This window comes from Pseudomonas sp. R1-43-08 (assembly GCF_003852255.1).
Lineage (GTDB): Bacteria > Pseudomonadota > Gammaproteobacteria > Pseudomonadales > Pseudomonadaceae > Aquipseudomonas.
This window is the reverse complement of sequence record NZ_CP027734.1, coordinates 566,709-579,592: the sequence shown is the minus strand read 5'-3', so window position 1 is coordinate 579,592 and position 12,884 is coordinate 566,709. Positions and strand designations below refer to the sequence as shown.

Genomic DNA, 12,884 nt, shown 5'->3' with positions numbered 1-12,884 from the left:
GCCGGCCTGCCTTCGATAGGGTCTCAGTCCTGCTTAAGGACCCACAACAGCTCGTGACGACGCACGGCCTTGCGAAAGAATTCGTTCTCGCCATAAGGCGATGGACTACGGCCCGCCAGCACCTGCTGCAACCACTTGCGCACGCGACGCTTGAACGGCGCTCGCGGCTGCAGATCATGCATCATGCCCAGCGCCATGGCCTTGTCCTGCTGCTGGCGCAAGGTCAGGGTGAAACTGCACGGGACCAGCGCTACGGCGGCATCGAAATGCGGCGGCAGCGCCACCCCGGCCCCGGAATCGCCCATCGGCCAGCGGTCGTTATCATGCAGGTGATTGGCGTAGCCGAGCAATGTGTCGGGCTGCCACGCCAGGCCATGCAACGCTTCAAGCACCGCCGCATGGGCACAGATATGATCGGCGTGCGGGTCGAGCAACGGCGTGGGCAACACGATCACCTGGGGCTGCGCCTTGAGCAGCAGTGCGCGCAGGTCGGCGATCAGGTTGTGCCAGGTCGGCGCGCCGTCCACATCCCCGGGCAAAGCAAAGCTATTGAATTGACGGAACAGTCGCGTATCGGCCAAGTCGGCTTCGCGCGAGGCCTGAGGCTGATCCGGCGCGGCCTGCATGGCCTGCAATTGCATGCAGAAATAACCCAGTTGCACGCACTGCGCCTCGGGCACACCGGCCCAACGCGGCACGGCAACGCTGTCCCAGGCGCGCAGGCGACCCTTGAGCCGCGCCGCCTCAGCTTTGGGCAACCCCATGTGCTGGTAATGCTCGGCTTCGATTTCGCCGGCGGTCAGGGTCACGATCCAGCTTTGTGTCGCCTGGCTGTAAAGGCTGAACGCGGCCAGCTCGGCATCGTCGGCGTGGGGGGCGATCACCATTACGCGTTGCTGGCGATAGTCGGGTTGGCGAAAACGCCATAGCGTCGGCTGGCCCTCGACCCGGCAAAAACGTCCGCGCAAGACGATATTGCCCGCCGCAAGTGCTTCAGTGGCGCCGGTCAGGTTGAGATAACGCCGCCCGGCGACACCCCGTTCGAAGACTTGCCGGTCCGGTGTGTCCAGGCCCAGCACGTCCAACGCCGGGTCGAGGAAGCGCCCTAGCCATGAGCTTTTCAACTCAACCCCAACGATCAGGGTTTCATCGGCCGCCAACGGCGCTTCCAGCAATAGCCGTCCTGCCTCTAGACGCAAACCGGGCTGTTCGCTGCCGGCCGGGAAGGCGTACGCATAAGGGTCTTTTGGCGAGTAGAACAGGTGGTCGGCAAACCAGGCTTCATGGGCTGCCCACAGCAGCACCGCGAGGATCGGCGGCAGCCACCAGGCCACCAGCACACCGGTCGCGATCAGCACCAGCAAGCCTATCAACAGCGCAATGCGCTTGTTGCGCCGATGGCGCTTGAGCAGTTGCTGTTTGCGGCTCATACGCTGAACACCGGCACCGGGTTGCACCAGCGCTCCTTGTATTCGCGGTCGGCGCGCCCGAAGGAAAAACGCAGCGACTTGTCGGCCGCACGCGCCTGCTCCCAGGCACTTTGGGTATTAAGGAAACTCAACACGCTGCCGGGGCTGAACGCGCGAGTTTCAGGGTCGACACCGCCGTTGACGTATTCGGCGCTGAACCATTCGCGGGACTGCACCTGATACACCAACTGCACAGCGATTGCGGCGTCGTTGAGAAACAGCACCGAACCGAACAGAAACTCCTTGAGCAGCTCCAGCACCTCGGCCAAGCGCGCCGCGCCGGCCGCCGGGAACCCCCAGCGGCGCTGGAACAGGTCGCAATAGATCGCCGCCAGTTCCACGCTGGAAAACTCGTTGACCGCCCGCACCACGCCACCCGCTTCTTCCAGCAAACGCAACTCACGCCGCTGGTTGTAGCGAAACTTTTTCGAGAGTTCTTCAGGGGTGCGCGCCATGGCCAATTGCTCGGCCTGGGGCTTGAGGGTGCTGATGCGCCCTTCGTTCAGCGCTGACAAGTAACGCCCACGGTGGCGCAACGGTACCTGCGCATCGGCGGCAATCGGCAGGATGAGCTCGGCATTGCCCAGGTCAAACAGGCCCTTCCTGCCGGTGCGCTTGAGTACGTCCTTGGACAGGGCCAGGTCGCGCCCCCAGGTGGCAATCGCCCCCTTGAGTTCGCCATCCTGCTCCCAACCCAGGTAGCGCACCGGAAGCTGCGCCAGGCCGGCCAAGCGTTCGATCACCTGCGGATGGGTCGCCACACTGCCGCCGTAACGCTGCCAGGCCTGGGCGTAAACCTCGGCCTCGACAGGCGTCCAGCCACGTTCACGCCAGCCCCGCAAGCGGTTCAGCATTTAAACCACGGCGTCATAGGGGTCCACGCCATCCTTGACCACCAGGATGTCTTCCATGATCAGGTACTGCAGGTCGGAGCCGAAGAACATGTTCAGCGCGTCGGTTGGCGAGCAGATCATCGCTTCGCCACGACGGTTGAGCGAAGTGTTCAGGGACACGCCATTGCCGGTCAGGACTTCCAGCTCCTTCATCATGTCGTAGTAGCGCGGGTTGTATTCGCGCTTGAGCACCTGGGCACGGGAGGTGCCGTCTTCATGCACCACCTCCGGCACGCGGGTTTTCCATTCTTCCGAGACTTCAAAGGTGAAGGTCATGAACGGCGCCGGGTGATCGACCTTGATCATCTGCGGGGCCACGGTGTCGAGCATCGACGGGCAGAAAGGCCTCCAGCGCTCGCGGAACTTGATCTGGTGGTTGATACGGTCGGCCACGCCGGTGGCGCTGGGGCAACCGATGATCGAGCGACCGCCCAGGGCACGCGGGCCGAACTCCATGCGGCCTTGGAACCAGGCCACCGGGTTGCCATCGACCATGATTTTGGCGATACGCTTGGGCATGTTTTCGATCTTGCGCCAGTTCGGCTTGCTCGCGTGCTTGGCGCACGCCGCGATGACGTCTTCGTTGCTATAGGACGGGCCGAGATAGACGTGCTCCATCTTCTCCACCGGCACACCACGGGCGTGGGAGACATAGGCGGCCGCACCCACGGCAGTGCCGGCATCGCCGGACGCCGGCTGTACGAACAGCTCTTTGACGTCATCGCGGGCAATGATTTTCTGGTTCAGCTTTACGTTCAGCGCACAGCCGCCGGCAAAGGCCAGCTTGCCGGTGTCCTTGAGGATGTCGCCCAGGTAATGGTCGATCATCTGCAAGGCCAGTTTCTCGAACAGTGCCTGCATGCTGGCCGCGTAGTGGATGTACGGCTCGTCGGCAATATCGCCTTCGCGCTTGGGCCCCAGCCACTCGATCAGTTTTGGCGAGAAGTAGAACCCCTTGCCCTTCTCTTTATAGCGACGCAGGCCGATGACGTTGGCGTAATCGGTGTTGATCACCAACTCGCCATTTTCAAAGGAGGCCAGGCGCGAGAAATCGTATTTGCTGGCATCGCCATAAGGCGCCATGCCCATGACCTTGAACTCACCGTCGAGCATCTCGAAACCGAGGAACTCGGTGATCGCGCCATAGAGGCCGCCCAGGGAGTCCGGATCGTAGAATTCCTTGATCTTGTGGATCTTGCCGTTTTCGCCGTAACCAAAGAACGTGGTGGCGTATTCACCTTTGCCGTCGATGCCCAGGATCGCGGTTTTTTCCTGGAAGCCGGAGCAGTGGTAGGCACTGGAGGCGTGGGCCAGGTGGTGTTCAACCGGTTCGATCTTGATTTTCTTCGGATCAAAGCCCAGTTGCTCCAGGCACCAGACGATCTTGTTGCGATAGCGCTTGTAGCGGCGGTTGCCCATCAGGATCGCGTCGAGCGCGCGGTCCGGGGCGTACCAGTAACGCTTGGCATAGTGCCAGCGCGCTTCGCCGAACAAGCTGATCGGAGCGAACGGAATAGCCACCACGTCAACGTCGGAAGGCTTGATGCCCGCTTGCTCCAGGCAGAACTTCGCCGACTCGTAGGGCATGCGGTTCTTTGCATGTTTGTCGCGTACGAAGCGCTCTTCTTCGGCGGCCGCGATCAGCTTGCCGTCGATATACAGGGCCGCGGAAGGATCATGGCTAAGGGCGCCGGACAGGCCAAGAATCGTCAATGCCACTGGGGTCTAGCCTCTTTTAGTCTGCATGCAGGCGGGTCGCGCCTGAAAAAAGTGTGCCTCCCGCACGGGCGGGAAACAGCTAAAGGGCGGGATTATAGCTTAAAAGCACTAGGAAGCTGTTAGCGCCAAGGGCTAGCGAAGCTCAAGGTTACCGTCGGCGTTTTGCCGGTAGAGGGTATAGGGCAGGACGAGCGTATCCAGCACTCCGGAGACGGGCACATCGAGAATGGCCCACGGAATACCGTTCAGCGAGAGTCCGCCTGCGGAACTGGGCGGCCCGTGCAGGACACACAGGTCATACGCCACGCCGCTGTAGATGCGTGAAACAGACTGGCAATAGGTTTTCTTGCCCCTGAGCTCCCGAACAGTGACGTCATCACCTCGCAGCACAGTGGTCGCGGTACCGCAGCCGCCCAGCAGCAAAGATATTCCCAGCAGCACCGATAACCGCACGATAAGCGTCCACATATTTGCTTCTTCTTTCTTATTGAGAGGACCGAAAATCTAGCACCCTAGAGCCGCCGACTCAGGTTTCCATAGCCGCTGCCTAGCGTAGGAAACCTCTCATTCGGCCCAACGGCAAGGAACTCGGCAATTCCCAGGCTGAATCGTTAAACTCGCGATATTTGCACCCGCGCACTGTGTCGGGTGGCGCCACGGACCTGACCTGTTCATGAACTCATCTACCCCCGCTTGCCTGGCCCTGCTCCTGGGCCTGGTCAATACCGCCCAGGCTGACGATGCGCCGCTGATCCTCGACCCCAGCGTGGTCACCGGTTCGCGCAGCGCCAGCCCCACCTTTGACCTGCCCTACTCGGTCGACGGCATCAGCCGCGAACAGATCAGCGACGGCCAACTCGGCATCAACGCCTCCGAAGCCTTGTCCCGTGTGCCCGGTCTGGTGGTGCAGAACCGCCAGAACTACGCGCAGGACCTGCAAATCTCCTCCCGTGGCTTCGGCGCCCGCTCAGCCTTCGGCGTGCGCGGCATCAAGCTGCTGGCCGACGGGATTCCCGCCAGCACCCCGGACGGCCAGGGCCAGGCAGCGACCTTCAACCTCGACACCGCCGAACGCATCGAAGTCCTGCGCGGCCCCGCCGCGACGCTGTATGGCAGCAACGCCGGCGGGGTGATCCAGATGTTCTCTCGCGACGGCGAGGGCCCGCCGCGCATCGGTGCCGAAACCCTGGTCGGCAGCGACGGGCTGAACAAAAACCACCTCACCGCCGAAGGTGCGGCCAACGGCGCCGGCTTCGTGCTCGACGCCTCGCGCATGGACACCAACGGCTATCGCGACCACAGCAGCGCGCGCCGCGACCAGACGTTCGCCAAGCTCAATTTCCAGCCGGATGACGACAGCAAGCTGGCGTTGATCTACAGCAGCCTGGAACAGAATGGCACGCAAGATCCGCTGGGGCAGACCTGGGCGGCGTACAAGGCTGATCCACGCTCGGTGAGCGCCAATGCGCTGACCTACAACACACGTAAAAGTATCGATCATCAGCAATTGGGCATGAATTACGAACGGTACTTTGGCGAGGCGACCTTGCAAGTCAACGCCTACACCGGGCGGCGTAGCGTGATTCAGTACCTGTCGATCCCCAAGGGCACGCCCGCGAACGAGCGTGGCGGTGGCGTCGTGCAATTCGACCGCAAGTTCTACGGTGGCAGCGTGCGCTGGATGCAGCCCATCGAGCGCGCGCCGGGCGAGTTGATGATCATCACCGGCCTGGACGTCGACCAGAGCGAAGACAGCCGCCACGGCTATCAGAACTACAGCGGCAACACCCTGGGCGTGAAAGGCCAGCTACGCCGTGACGAAATCGACACCGCTCGCAGTCTCGATCCCTACATCCAGGCCAACTGGGCCCTCGACCGCTGGACCCTGCAAGCCGGCATCCGCCATAGCACCATGCAGATGGACGTCGACGATCAATTCCTGAGCAATGGCGACGCCAGCGGCAACAAGACCTACCAGAAGAACACCCCGTCGATGAGCGTGATGTACGCGTTCACGCCCGACCTGCACGGTTACATCAGCGCAGGCAAAGGCTTCGAAACCCCCACCCAGGCCGAGCTGGCCTATGCGCCAGGCAATGTCGAAGGCTTCAACTTTGGCTTGAAGCCGTCTGACAGCACGCAATACGAAATAGGCCTGAAGGCTCAACTGGCCAACACCCGAGTCAACGCCGCCGTGTTCCAGATCACCACTGAAGACGAACTGGTCGTGCAGCAATCCATCGGTGGCCGCACCAGCTACCAGAACGCTGGCCGAACCTTGCGGCGCGGCTTCGAACTGGGCGTGGAAAGCCAGCTCAGCGAGCACTGGAGCACCAGCCTCGCCTATACACGCCTGCAAGCGACCTACGACAGCGCCTTTGCCAGCGGCGCGAATACCATCGACAAAGGCAACTACCTGCCCGGCGTGCCGCAAACCACGCTGTTCACCGAACTGAACTGGAAACCGCGCGACTGGGTCAGTACCGCCCTCGAAGGCATGTACCGCAGCAAAGTCTACGTCGAAGACACCAACCGCCAACACGCCGCACCGGGCTACAGCGTATTCAACTGGCGCGCGCGGTTCGAGCAAAAGGCAGAGCACTGGACCTTTCACCAGACCTTGCGCCTGGATAATTTGCTGGATCGTCAGTACGTGGGCTCAGTGATCGTGGGGGACGGCAATGGTCGCTACTACGAAGCGGCGCCGGGGCGGTCATGGTATGCGGGGGCGGGGGCGGAGTATCAGTTCTGAACGCAGCGCCTGGGCGGGCCTATCGGGGGCAAGCCCCCTCCCACACTGACTGTGCTCACCTCTTCAAATGTGTAAATACAGTAAAATGTGGGAGGGGGCTTGCCCCCGATAGGGCCGAAGGCCCGCTTCAACCGGCGGCGCTGACCTCTTTAGGCAAACGCTGATCAATCACCTGATACAACGCACTGCCCTGCGGCCAATTACGCATGAACCGCGCACGATCCTTGGCATACGCCCCAGCGAAGCTGGCAGCGGAGTGGTGCTGGCACATGGCGTCGAGATCGATCATCGCCCAGCGGTCTTCACTCCAGAACAGGTTGTGGCCTTTGAAGTCTCCATGGCTGATGCGCTCGCGGATCAACTCGGCGAACAACCGGTCCAGCGCCAACAGCTCATCTTCAGGCGCATCGCCGTTTTCAACATAGGGCGCAAAACGCTCGATAATGTCGGGTCCAGGCAGGTATTCAGTGACCAGATACGCACGGCTGCGCAACCAGAAAAAGCGCTTCTCCAACACCGCCAGCGGCTTGGGCGTGGCGATGCCAAGGAATGCCAGGCGATTGCCTTCGCGCCAGGAATGCCAGGCACGGCTGGGGCGCCAGAAGCGTTTGAGCCAGTGGGCGAAACCCTTGATGTTGTAGCGTTTGATCACCAGGGGCCGGCCGGCCACTTCGACCTTGGCCACGCTCGCCGCGCCACCGGTCTTGTACAGATGGCCCTGGTCGAGCAGCGCATCGGCCTGCTCCAGCACGGGCAGCATGGCCGCCTCTTCTTCACGCCGAATCGCGCGCAGGCCGAAGGCGCCACGCACCACGCTGAACAGCGTGCAGTCGCGACCGACCTTGTTCAGGTAGTCCCTCAAGCGCCAGGCGCTGACTTTGCGCACCTGCTTTTCGAGCGCTTCCAGGGGCAAGGCATGTTCGCCGTTTGCCAGCAGGTAGTACACCAGCAATTCTTCGGTAAACGGCTCGAGGTTTTTCGGCAACTGGGCAAAGAACACCCCGAGGTTTTCCAGCACCCGATTGCGCGACAGCGGCTTGCCCGCCTCTTCAACACGAATGCCGGCACCATCGATCAAATACAGTTTGCCGTCGTGGCGCAGCAGGTTGTCCAGGTGCAGGTCTTCCTGCCACAGCCCTTGGGCATGCATCTGCGCAATCGCGCCCAGTGCTTCGGCGAGCACGGCGGTTTGTTCGTCGGCCAAGGGCGGCAAGCCTTCGACAGCGAGCCAGGCGTCGGCCAGGCTGTGGGCGCCTTCGAGAAACTCGAACAGCAGCCAGCCCCCCTCGCCTTCCTGCAAACCGTCGGCCAGCAACAGCGGTGTGGTCAAGCCTTGCTCGGCCAACAGTCGCACACCGCTGAGCTCACGTTGAAAATGTCGCGCCGCCTTGCTGCCCACCAATAACTTGGCCAGCACCGGGCGACCGCGCCACACGGCGCCGCCGACGTAGCGCTGCCCCGGCAATACCCGCAACAGGCTGAGCAGTTGCAGTTGCCCCGGACCTGCCGCATCCGCCAGATCGAGGGTCAGCGGCAGGCGGGGTGTACGACCGGCATTTTTCAGCTCGGACAAACGCATCAGCGGTTCTCCTTGTGGCTACGGCGCGCCGTCAGGCGCTGGTGCCAGGTAGACACCAGTGCACTGTCTTCGGGCTGCTCAAGGTAAGCCGCCAACAGCTGTCGCACCTGGGCGTCTGTCCACTGCGGTGCGCGGCGCAGCAGCGGTTCCAGGTCCTTGACCCGGTCACGCCAGCCGAACAACAGCGGGCGGGTCTTTTCCAGGTCGATCAGTTGCGCGGCATAGCTGTCGCCACGGCCCTGCAGGAAAATATGCTTGGGATAAAAGCAGCCGTGCACCTGGCCCACGCTGTGCAAATGCCGCGCAAGCTTGCCGCAGGCCAGCAGGATCGCGTGCTGCTGGGCGTCGCTCAGTTGCGTCCATTGCTCCAGCAACGAGTCAAGGTCGTTCCAGCCGTCCAGCGCGCGGGTGAGCAGCATCGCACGGCGCTCGCCCGCAACCTTGCGCTCGCCAAAAAAGGCTGCCTGCAAGGCCGGGATACCCAGCTTTCGGTACAGGCTGATATTGCGAAACTCGCGGGCAAAACTCGGTTCGCCAAACGGCCGGTGCAAGGTGCGCGTCAGGTAGTTGCTCTGGCGCTTGAGGTAGTAACCCTGACCTTCAAGCTCCAGGCGATACACGCTGCTCCAGCCGTCGCCGCTGGTGTTCGGCTCGTCCACCGCATCCAGTTGCCGGGCCCACAGCGCGTCGAAGCTAGCCAGGCCGTTGCGCTCAAGCAAAGCGCGGTCTTCGGCCGCCAGGAAGTCACTCATTCACGTCCCTCGAAAAACTTCACCACATGGCGAATTCGTTGTTTGTCCGACGTCTTCAGGTGCGTGCGTTGGCGGTATTGCATGTAGAAACGCAGGCGCTGGGTGGCCGACAGATGATACTTGGCGACCTTGTCCAGGCAGGCCAGGTCTTTGGTAATGCGGTACTTGAGCCAGAAACCGCGCCAGAAATCGCCGTTGGGGCAGTCGATCAGGTACAGGGTGCGCTGGTCGTCGACCAGCAGGTTGCGCCACTTCAAGTCGTTATGAGTAAAGCGGTGATCGTGCATGGTGCGCGTGTATTCGGCGAGCTGGCGGCTGATCGCATCGACCCACGTGGGGTCTTTGAGGCGCGCATCGTTGCGCTCAGCCAACGCCGACAGGTCTTCAGTCTTGGGCAGCTCACGGGTGATCATCGCGCCACGGTCGTAGGCCAATCCGCTGCGTTGCAGGCCCCAGGCGATGACCTCGGCGGTGGGAATGCCCCACTTGGCAAAGCGCTTGAGGTTCTGCCACTCGGACTTTACCCGCGGCCTGCCCAGGTAGCGGCGCAGGCCTTTGCCAGCCCCGACATAGCGCTTGACGTAATAATTGACCCCGCCGCGCTCCACCCGAATCACTTCCGACAGCGGGTCGCGGGTCAGGCGCTCGCCTTGCAGGGCAAACACCGCTTCCAGGCTTCCGAAGTCGTCCGCGAGGGCGGCGTAGGCAGGCTCCAGATTCCAACCCGCCATCAGAGCGCATCCCCGTAGCGCTGCTTGCGCGCATAGAGCTTGGCGGCCATGCGCTCCAGTTCGCGTAACAACGCGGTTTGCTCGGCGAAGATCTGGCGCAACGGCTGCTGAAAGTAATGCTTGAGAAAGCGCAGCTTGTCGCGCTGGGTCAGGCCGATTTCCAGGGCAGAGTAATACAGCCCGGCCAGGTCTTTGTTGCGCCAGCGCATGGGGATCGTCGCACGCACCTGGGCGCGGTGCAGGTCGATCACCGACAGCTTGAGGGTATCGACCGCAATGGGCCGGTCGGTGTGCAGCAGGAAGTGGCAGAGGTAGCAATCGCGATGATTGACGCCGCCCCGGTGCATCGCCCCGACGGTGTTCGCCAACTCGACGGTCAAGGCGTGCTTGATCGCCGGCACCGGCGGTTGCTTGACCCAATCAAGGGTCAGGTCTTCCAGGCTGATGATCGGCGTCAGCTCTTGCGTGATGATGAACGAATGCTGGTCGGCCGGGTTGCTGCCTTTTTCGCCAAAGGCCACCGCCGTCATGGTCGGCACGCCCAGTTCCTGCAAGCGCTGGATTGCCAGCCACTCCTGGCCTGCGCCCAGCACCGGCAATTTGGCGGTGACCAGGTTCTTGAGGATTTCGCCCCAGCCGATGCCACGGTGGATCTTCACGAAATAGGGTTGGCCCTGCACCACCGTACGCAACGTACGGCGAGCGGCCAGCTCGCGGAACACCTGGCCTTGCAGCTTCTCGACCTCGGCGAACGCATCGCGTCCGGCCCAGAGGGTATTGAAGGGTTCGGCTAGAATCAACTTCATCGGTTTGGCTCCGCCAGAATCAGGTCCGCAGCGTACTGCGGCATGCTAAACAGGTCGGCCGTCTCGGCGAAGGCCAGACCATTGCGACTCCAGGTCGCGCGCGCGTGTGGATCTTCGAGCATATCCACCAGGTACTGGTTGAGCTGGGCCTGTTCGAACGGTTCGTCCAACACCCGGCCGCTCTGGGCCTTGTCGATGTAGAACGCGTAGCCGCAGACCCGGCTCACCAGTACCGGGAGGCCGGCGACCACCGCTTCGACCAGCACCATGCCGGCCGCCTCGTTGTAGGCAGGGTGAATCAACAGGTCCGCCCCGAGCAGGAACCGCGGGATATCGTTGCGGCCTTTGAAGAACCGCACCTGGTCGCCCAGGCCAAGCGCGGCGCTCTGCAATTGGAAGACTTTGGGGTCGTCCTGGCCGATTACAAACAGGCGGGTGCGTTTCTTCAGCTTGGACGGCAATGCGGCGACGGCCTTGAGGCTGCGGTCGACGCCCTTGGTCTTGAAGCCCGAACCGATCTGTACCAGCAGCAAGTCATCCTCGGCCAGGCCGAACTCACGGCGAAACTCAGCGCGGATGTCGGCAGCGTTCGGCGGCGCGCGCCGGTCACGGGCGATACCCGGCGGCAGCAGGTGGAACCGCTCGGGCTGGGTGCCGTAATACTGGCTGAACAGTTGCTGTTGATGCTCGGACAGCACCATGATCTGGGTCCTGGCGTTCTTGTCGAACACCGCACGCTCGTATTCGGCAAAGTGCTTGTAGCGCCCGAACCAGCGGTACATCGGGTTGCGCAGCGTCTGGGCCTTGTCTTCGAACACGCCGTCGGCGGCGAAGTACAGGTCCAGCCCCGGCATCTTGTTGAAGCCCACCACGCGGTCCACCGGGCGCCTGGCCAGGTCGGCCTGGATCCAGGCGTAGAGCTTTTCGTTGCGGCGATGGTTGACCAGCGCCTTGACCGGCGCCACCAGCACTTCGAAGCCGGGCGGGATATCGCCTTCCCAGATCAGCGTATAGACACGAATCTGATGGCCGCGCTGCTGGCACTCCAGGGCGATGCGCATGAAGTCGCGCTGCAGGCCACCGAAGGGAAAGTATTTGTACAGTACGAAAGCCAGTTGCATCAGTGCTGCTCCTCAGCCAGTAACAACGCGCTCAGTCGGCTTGCTACGCGCTCAGGATTCAGGCGCGTGAAGCACAGGGGCGACTCGCGCGTGATGTCGAACCGCCGCAGGTCATCGGCGGTGGGTTGGTAGGTGCAGTGCTTTTGCAGGCACGGCGCACACGGCCAGTCGCTGGCCAAGTGGACCTGGCCTTTGCCGTAGGCGCCGGTGAGGCCCGGGTTGGTCGGCCCGAACAGCGAAATGGTCGGTACATCCAGCGCCGCCGCCAAGTGGCCGAGGCCGGTGTCCACCGCCACACAGGCGCGCGCACTGGCCAATACACGGGCCACGCCCGCCAGGTTGAGTTTTGGCAGCACTTCGGCGTTGGGCAAGCCCTGGGCCAGGCGCTCGGCGCGGGCTTTTTCGGCGGCGTTGCCCCACGGCAACTTCACGTCCACGCCCAGGCGGGCCATGCGTTCGGCCAGTTCGCGCCAGTAGGCTTCGGGCCAGTGCTTGGTGTCCCAGGTGGTGCCGTGCAGCAGCAGCACGAAGGGTTTCTTCGGCGGCAGGCCAAGCAGTTTTTCGACGCTCAGCCCATAGTCGCCCAGACCCTTGGGCAGGTCATAGCCCAGCGCCACGGCAAACAATTGGCGCAACCGCTCCACCGCATGTTGCCCACGGGCCACGGCCAGGCGTCGGGAATAAAAACGCGCCGCCAGGGGCTCGCGGGCCGAGGTTTTATCGAAGCCGGCGACCGGCGCCCGCACGTAGCGGGTCAGCCAGGCGCTTTTGAGCAGGCCCTGGGCATCGATCACCAGGTCATACTTGGTCGACTGCACGGCCTGTTTGAAACGCCGCCATTCGCCGCTCTTGATGGTTTGCCAGAGGTTCTTGCGCCAGCGACGAATCGCCACCGGGATCACCTTGTCCACCGCGGGGTGCCAGGTCGGAATTTCGGCAAAGCCTTCTTCCACCACCCAATCGAAACGGATACCGGGGATCGCCCGCGCCGCGTCGGTGAGTGCCGGCAAGGCGTGGATCACGTCGCCCAGGGATGAGGTCTTGATTACCAGTACCCGCAAC

Annotated in this window: 11 protein-coding genes; 1 reads left to right on the top strand and 10 read right to left on the bottom strand. The window is 62.7% G+C overall.

Features of this window, described 5'->3' with window-relative positions; genetic code table 11:
* Window positions 1-23: 23 nt before the first annotated feature.
* The 4 genes from C4J87_RS02420 to C4J87_RS02405 form a co-directional block, all read right to left on the bottom strand.
* On the bottom strand, window positions 24-1,430 hold the full coding sequence (locus C4J87_RS02420) for a PIG-L deacetylase family protein (protein WP_124365591.1): 1,407 nt from the start codon (window positions 1,428-1,430) through the stop codon (window positions 24-26).
* Entirely contained in the window at window positions 1,427-2,323 is an 897-nt protein-coding gene (locus C4J87_RS02415; RefSeq protein WP_124365590.1) for a GNAT family N-acetyltransferase, read from the bottom strand. The genes C4J87_RS02420 and C4J87_RS02415 overlap by 4 nt, the downstream gene beginning before the upstream one ends.
* Window positions 2,324-4,081, bottom strand: a complete 1,758-nt coding sequence (locus C4J87_RS02410; RefSeq protein ID WP_124365589.1) for a carbamoyltransferase — start codon at window positions 4,079-4,081, stop codon at window positions 2,324-2,326.
* 132 nt (window positions 4,082-4,213) lie between these two features.
* On the bottom strand, window positions 4,214-4,549 hold the full coding sequence (locus C4J87_RS02405) for a YceK/YidQ family lipoprotein (protein WP_124365588.1): 336 nt from the start codon (window positions 4,547-4,549) through the stop codon (window positions 4,214-4,216).
* A 205-nt stretch (window positions 4,550-4,754) separates the two neighbouring features.
* Between C4J87_RS02405 and C4J87_RS02400 the strand changes: the two genes are divergently transcribed.
* Window positions 4,755-6,833: a TonB-dependent receptor gene (locus C4J87_RS02400; RefSeq protein ID WP_124365587.1), complete on the top strand. Its 2,079-nt coding sequence runs from the start codon at window positions 4,755-4,757 to the stop codon at window positions 6,831-6,833.
* A 127-nt stretch (window positions 6,834-6,960) separates the two neighbouring features.
* On the opposite strand, the gene C4J87_RS02395 is transcribed toward C4J87_RS02400, so the two are convergent.
* Genes C4J87_RS02395 through waaC form a run of 6 tightly spaced genes read right to left on the bottom strand, consistent with a single transcriptional unit; the run spans window position 6,961 to window position 12,883 of the window.
* On the bottom strand, window positions 6,961-8,412 hold the full coding sequence (locus C4J87_RS02395; protein ID WP_124365586.1) for a lipopolysaccharide kinase InaA family protein: 1,452 nt from the start codon (window positions 8,410-8,412) through the stop codon (window positions 6,961-6,963).
* Window positions 8,412-9,164: a lipopolysaccharide kinase InaA family protein gene (locus C4J87_RS02390; protein WP_124365585.1), complete on the bottom strand. Its 753-nt coding sequence runs from the start codon at window positions 9,162-9,164 to the stop codon at window positions 8,412-8,414. The genes C4J87_RS02395 and C4J87_RS02390 overlap by 1 nt, the downstream gene beginning before the upstream one ends.
* Window positions 9,161-9,895: a lipopolysaccharide kinase InaA family protein gene (locus tag C4J87_RS02385; RefSeq protein ID WP_124365584.1), complete on the bottom strand. Its 735-nt coding sequence runs from the start codon at window positions 9,893-9,895 to the stop codon at window positions 9,161-9,163. The genes C4J87_RS02390 and C4J87_RS02385 overlap by 4 nt, the downstream gene beginning before the upstream one ends.
* On the bottom strand, window positions 9,895-10,701 hold the full coding sequence (rfaP, locus tag C4J87_RS02380) for a lipopolysaccharide core heptose(I) kinase RfaP (protein WP_124365583.1): 807 nt from the start codon (window positions 10,699-10,701) through the stop codon (window positions 9,895-9,897). Before rfaP ends, C4J87_RS02385 begins: the two co-directional genes overlap by 1 nt.
* Window positions 10,698-11,822 (bottom strand): glycosyltransferase family 4 protein, encoded by a 1,125-nt coding sequence (locus C4J87_RS02375; RefSeq protein ID WP_124365582.1) that lies wholly within the window; start codon window positions 11,820-11,822, stop codon window positions 10,698-10,700. The genes rfaP and C4J87_RS02375 overlap by 4 nt, the downstream gene beginning before the upstream one ends.
* The gene (gene waaC, locus C4J87_RS02370; protein WP_124365581.1) at window positions 11,822-12,883 is read right to left on the bottom strand and encodes a lipopolysaccharide heptosyltransferase I; all 1,062 of its coding nucleotides are present in this window, start codon (window positions 12,881-12,883) and stop codon (window positions 11,822-11,824) included. The genes C4J87_RS02375 and waaC overlap by 1 nt, the downstream gene beginning before the upstream one ends.
* Window position 12,884: the final 1 nt, after the last annotated feature.

Bases quoted from the DNA above. Each gene is read 5' to 3' on its own strand.
- C4J87_RS02405 (WP_124365588.1), bottom strand. From the start codon at position 4,549: ATGTGGACGCTTATCGTGCGGTTATCGGTGCTGCTGGGAATATCTTTG.
- rfaP (WP_124365583.1), bottom strand. From the start codon at position 10,701: ATGAAGTTGATTCTAGCCGAACCCTTCAATACCCTCTGGGCCGGACGC.
- C4J87_RS02385 (WP_124365584.1), bottom strand. From the start codon at position 9,895: ATGGCGGGTTGGAATCTGGAGCCTGCCTACGCCGCCCTCGCGGACGAC.
- C4J87_RS02415 (WP_124365590.1), bottom strand. From the start codon at position 2,323: ATGCTGAACCGCTTGCGGGGCTGGCGTGAACGTGGCTGGACGCCTGTC.
- C4J87_RS02395 (WP_124365586.1), bottom strand. From the start codon at position 8,412: ATGCGTTTGTCCGAGCTGAAAAATGCCGGTCGTACACCCCGCCTGCCG.
- C4J87_RS02400 (WP_124365587.1), top strand. From the start codon at position 4,755: ATGAACTCATCTACCCCCGCTTGCCTGGCCCTGCTCCTGGGCCTGGTC.
- C4J87_RS02420 (WP_124365591.1), bottom strand. From the start codon at position 1,430: ATGAGCCGCAAACAGCAACTGCTCAAGCGCCATCGGCGCAACAAGCGC.
- C4J87_RS02390 (WP_124365585.1), bottom strand. From the start codon at position 9,164: ATGAGTGACTTCCTGGCGGCCGAAGACCGCGCTTTGCTTGAGCGCAAC.
- C4J87_RS02375 (WP_124365582.1), bottom strand. From the start codon at position 11,822: ATGCAACTGGCTTTCGTACTGTACAAATACTTTCCCTTCGGTGGCCTG.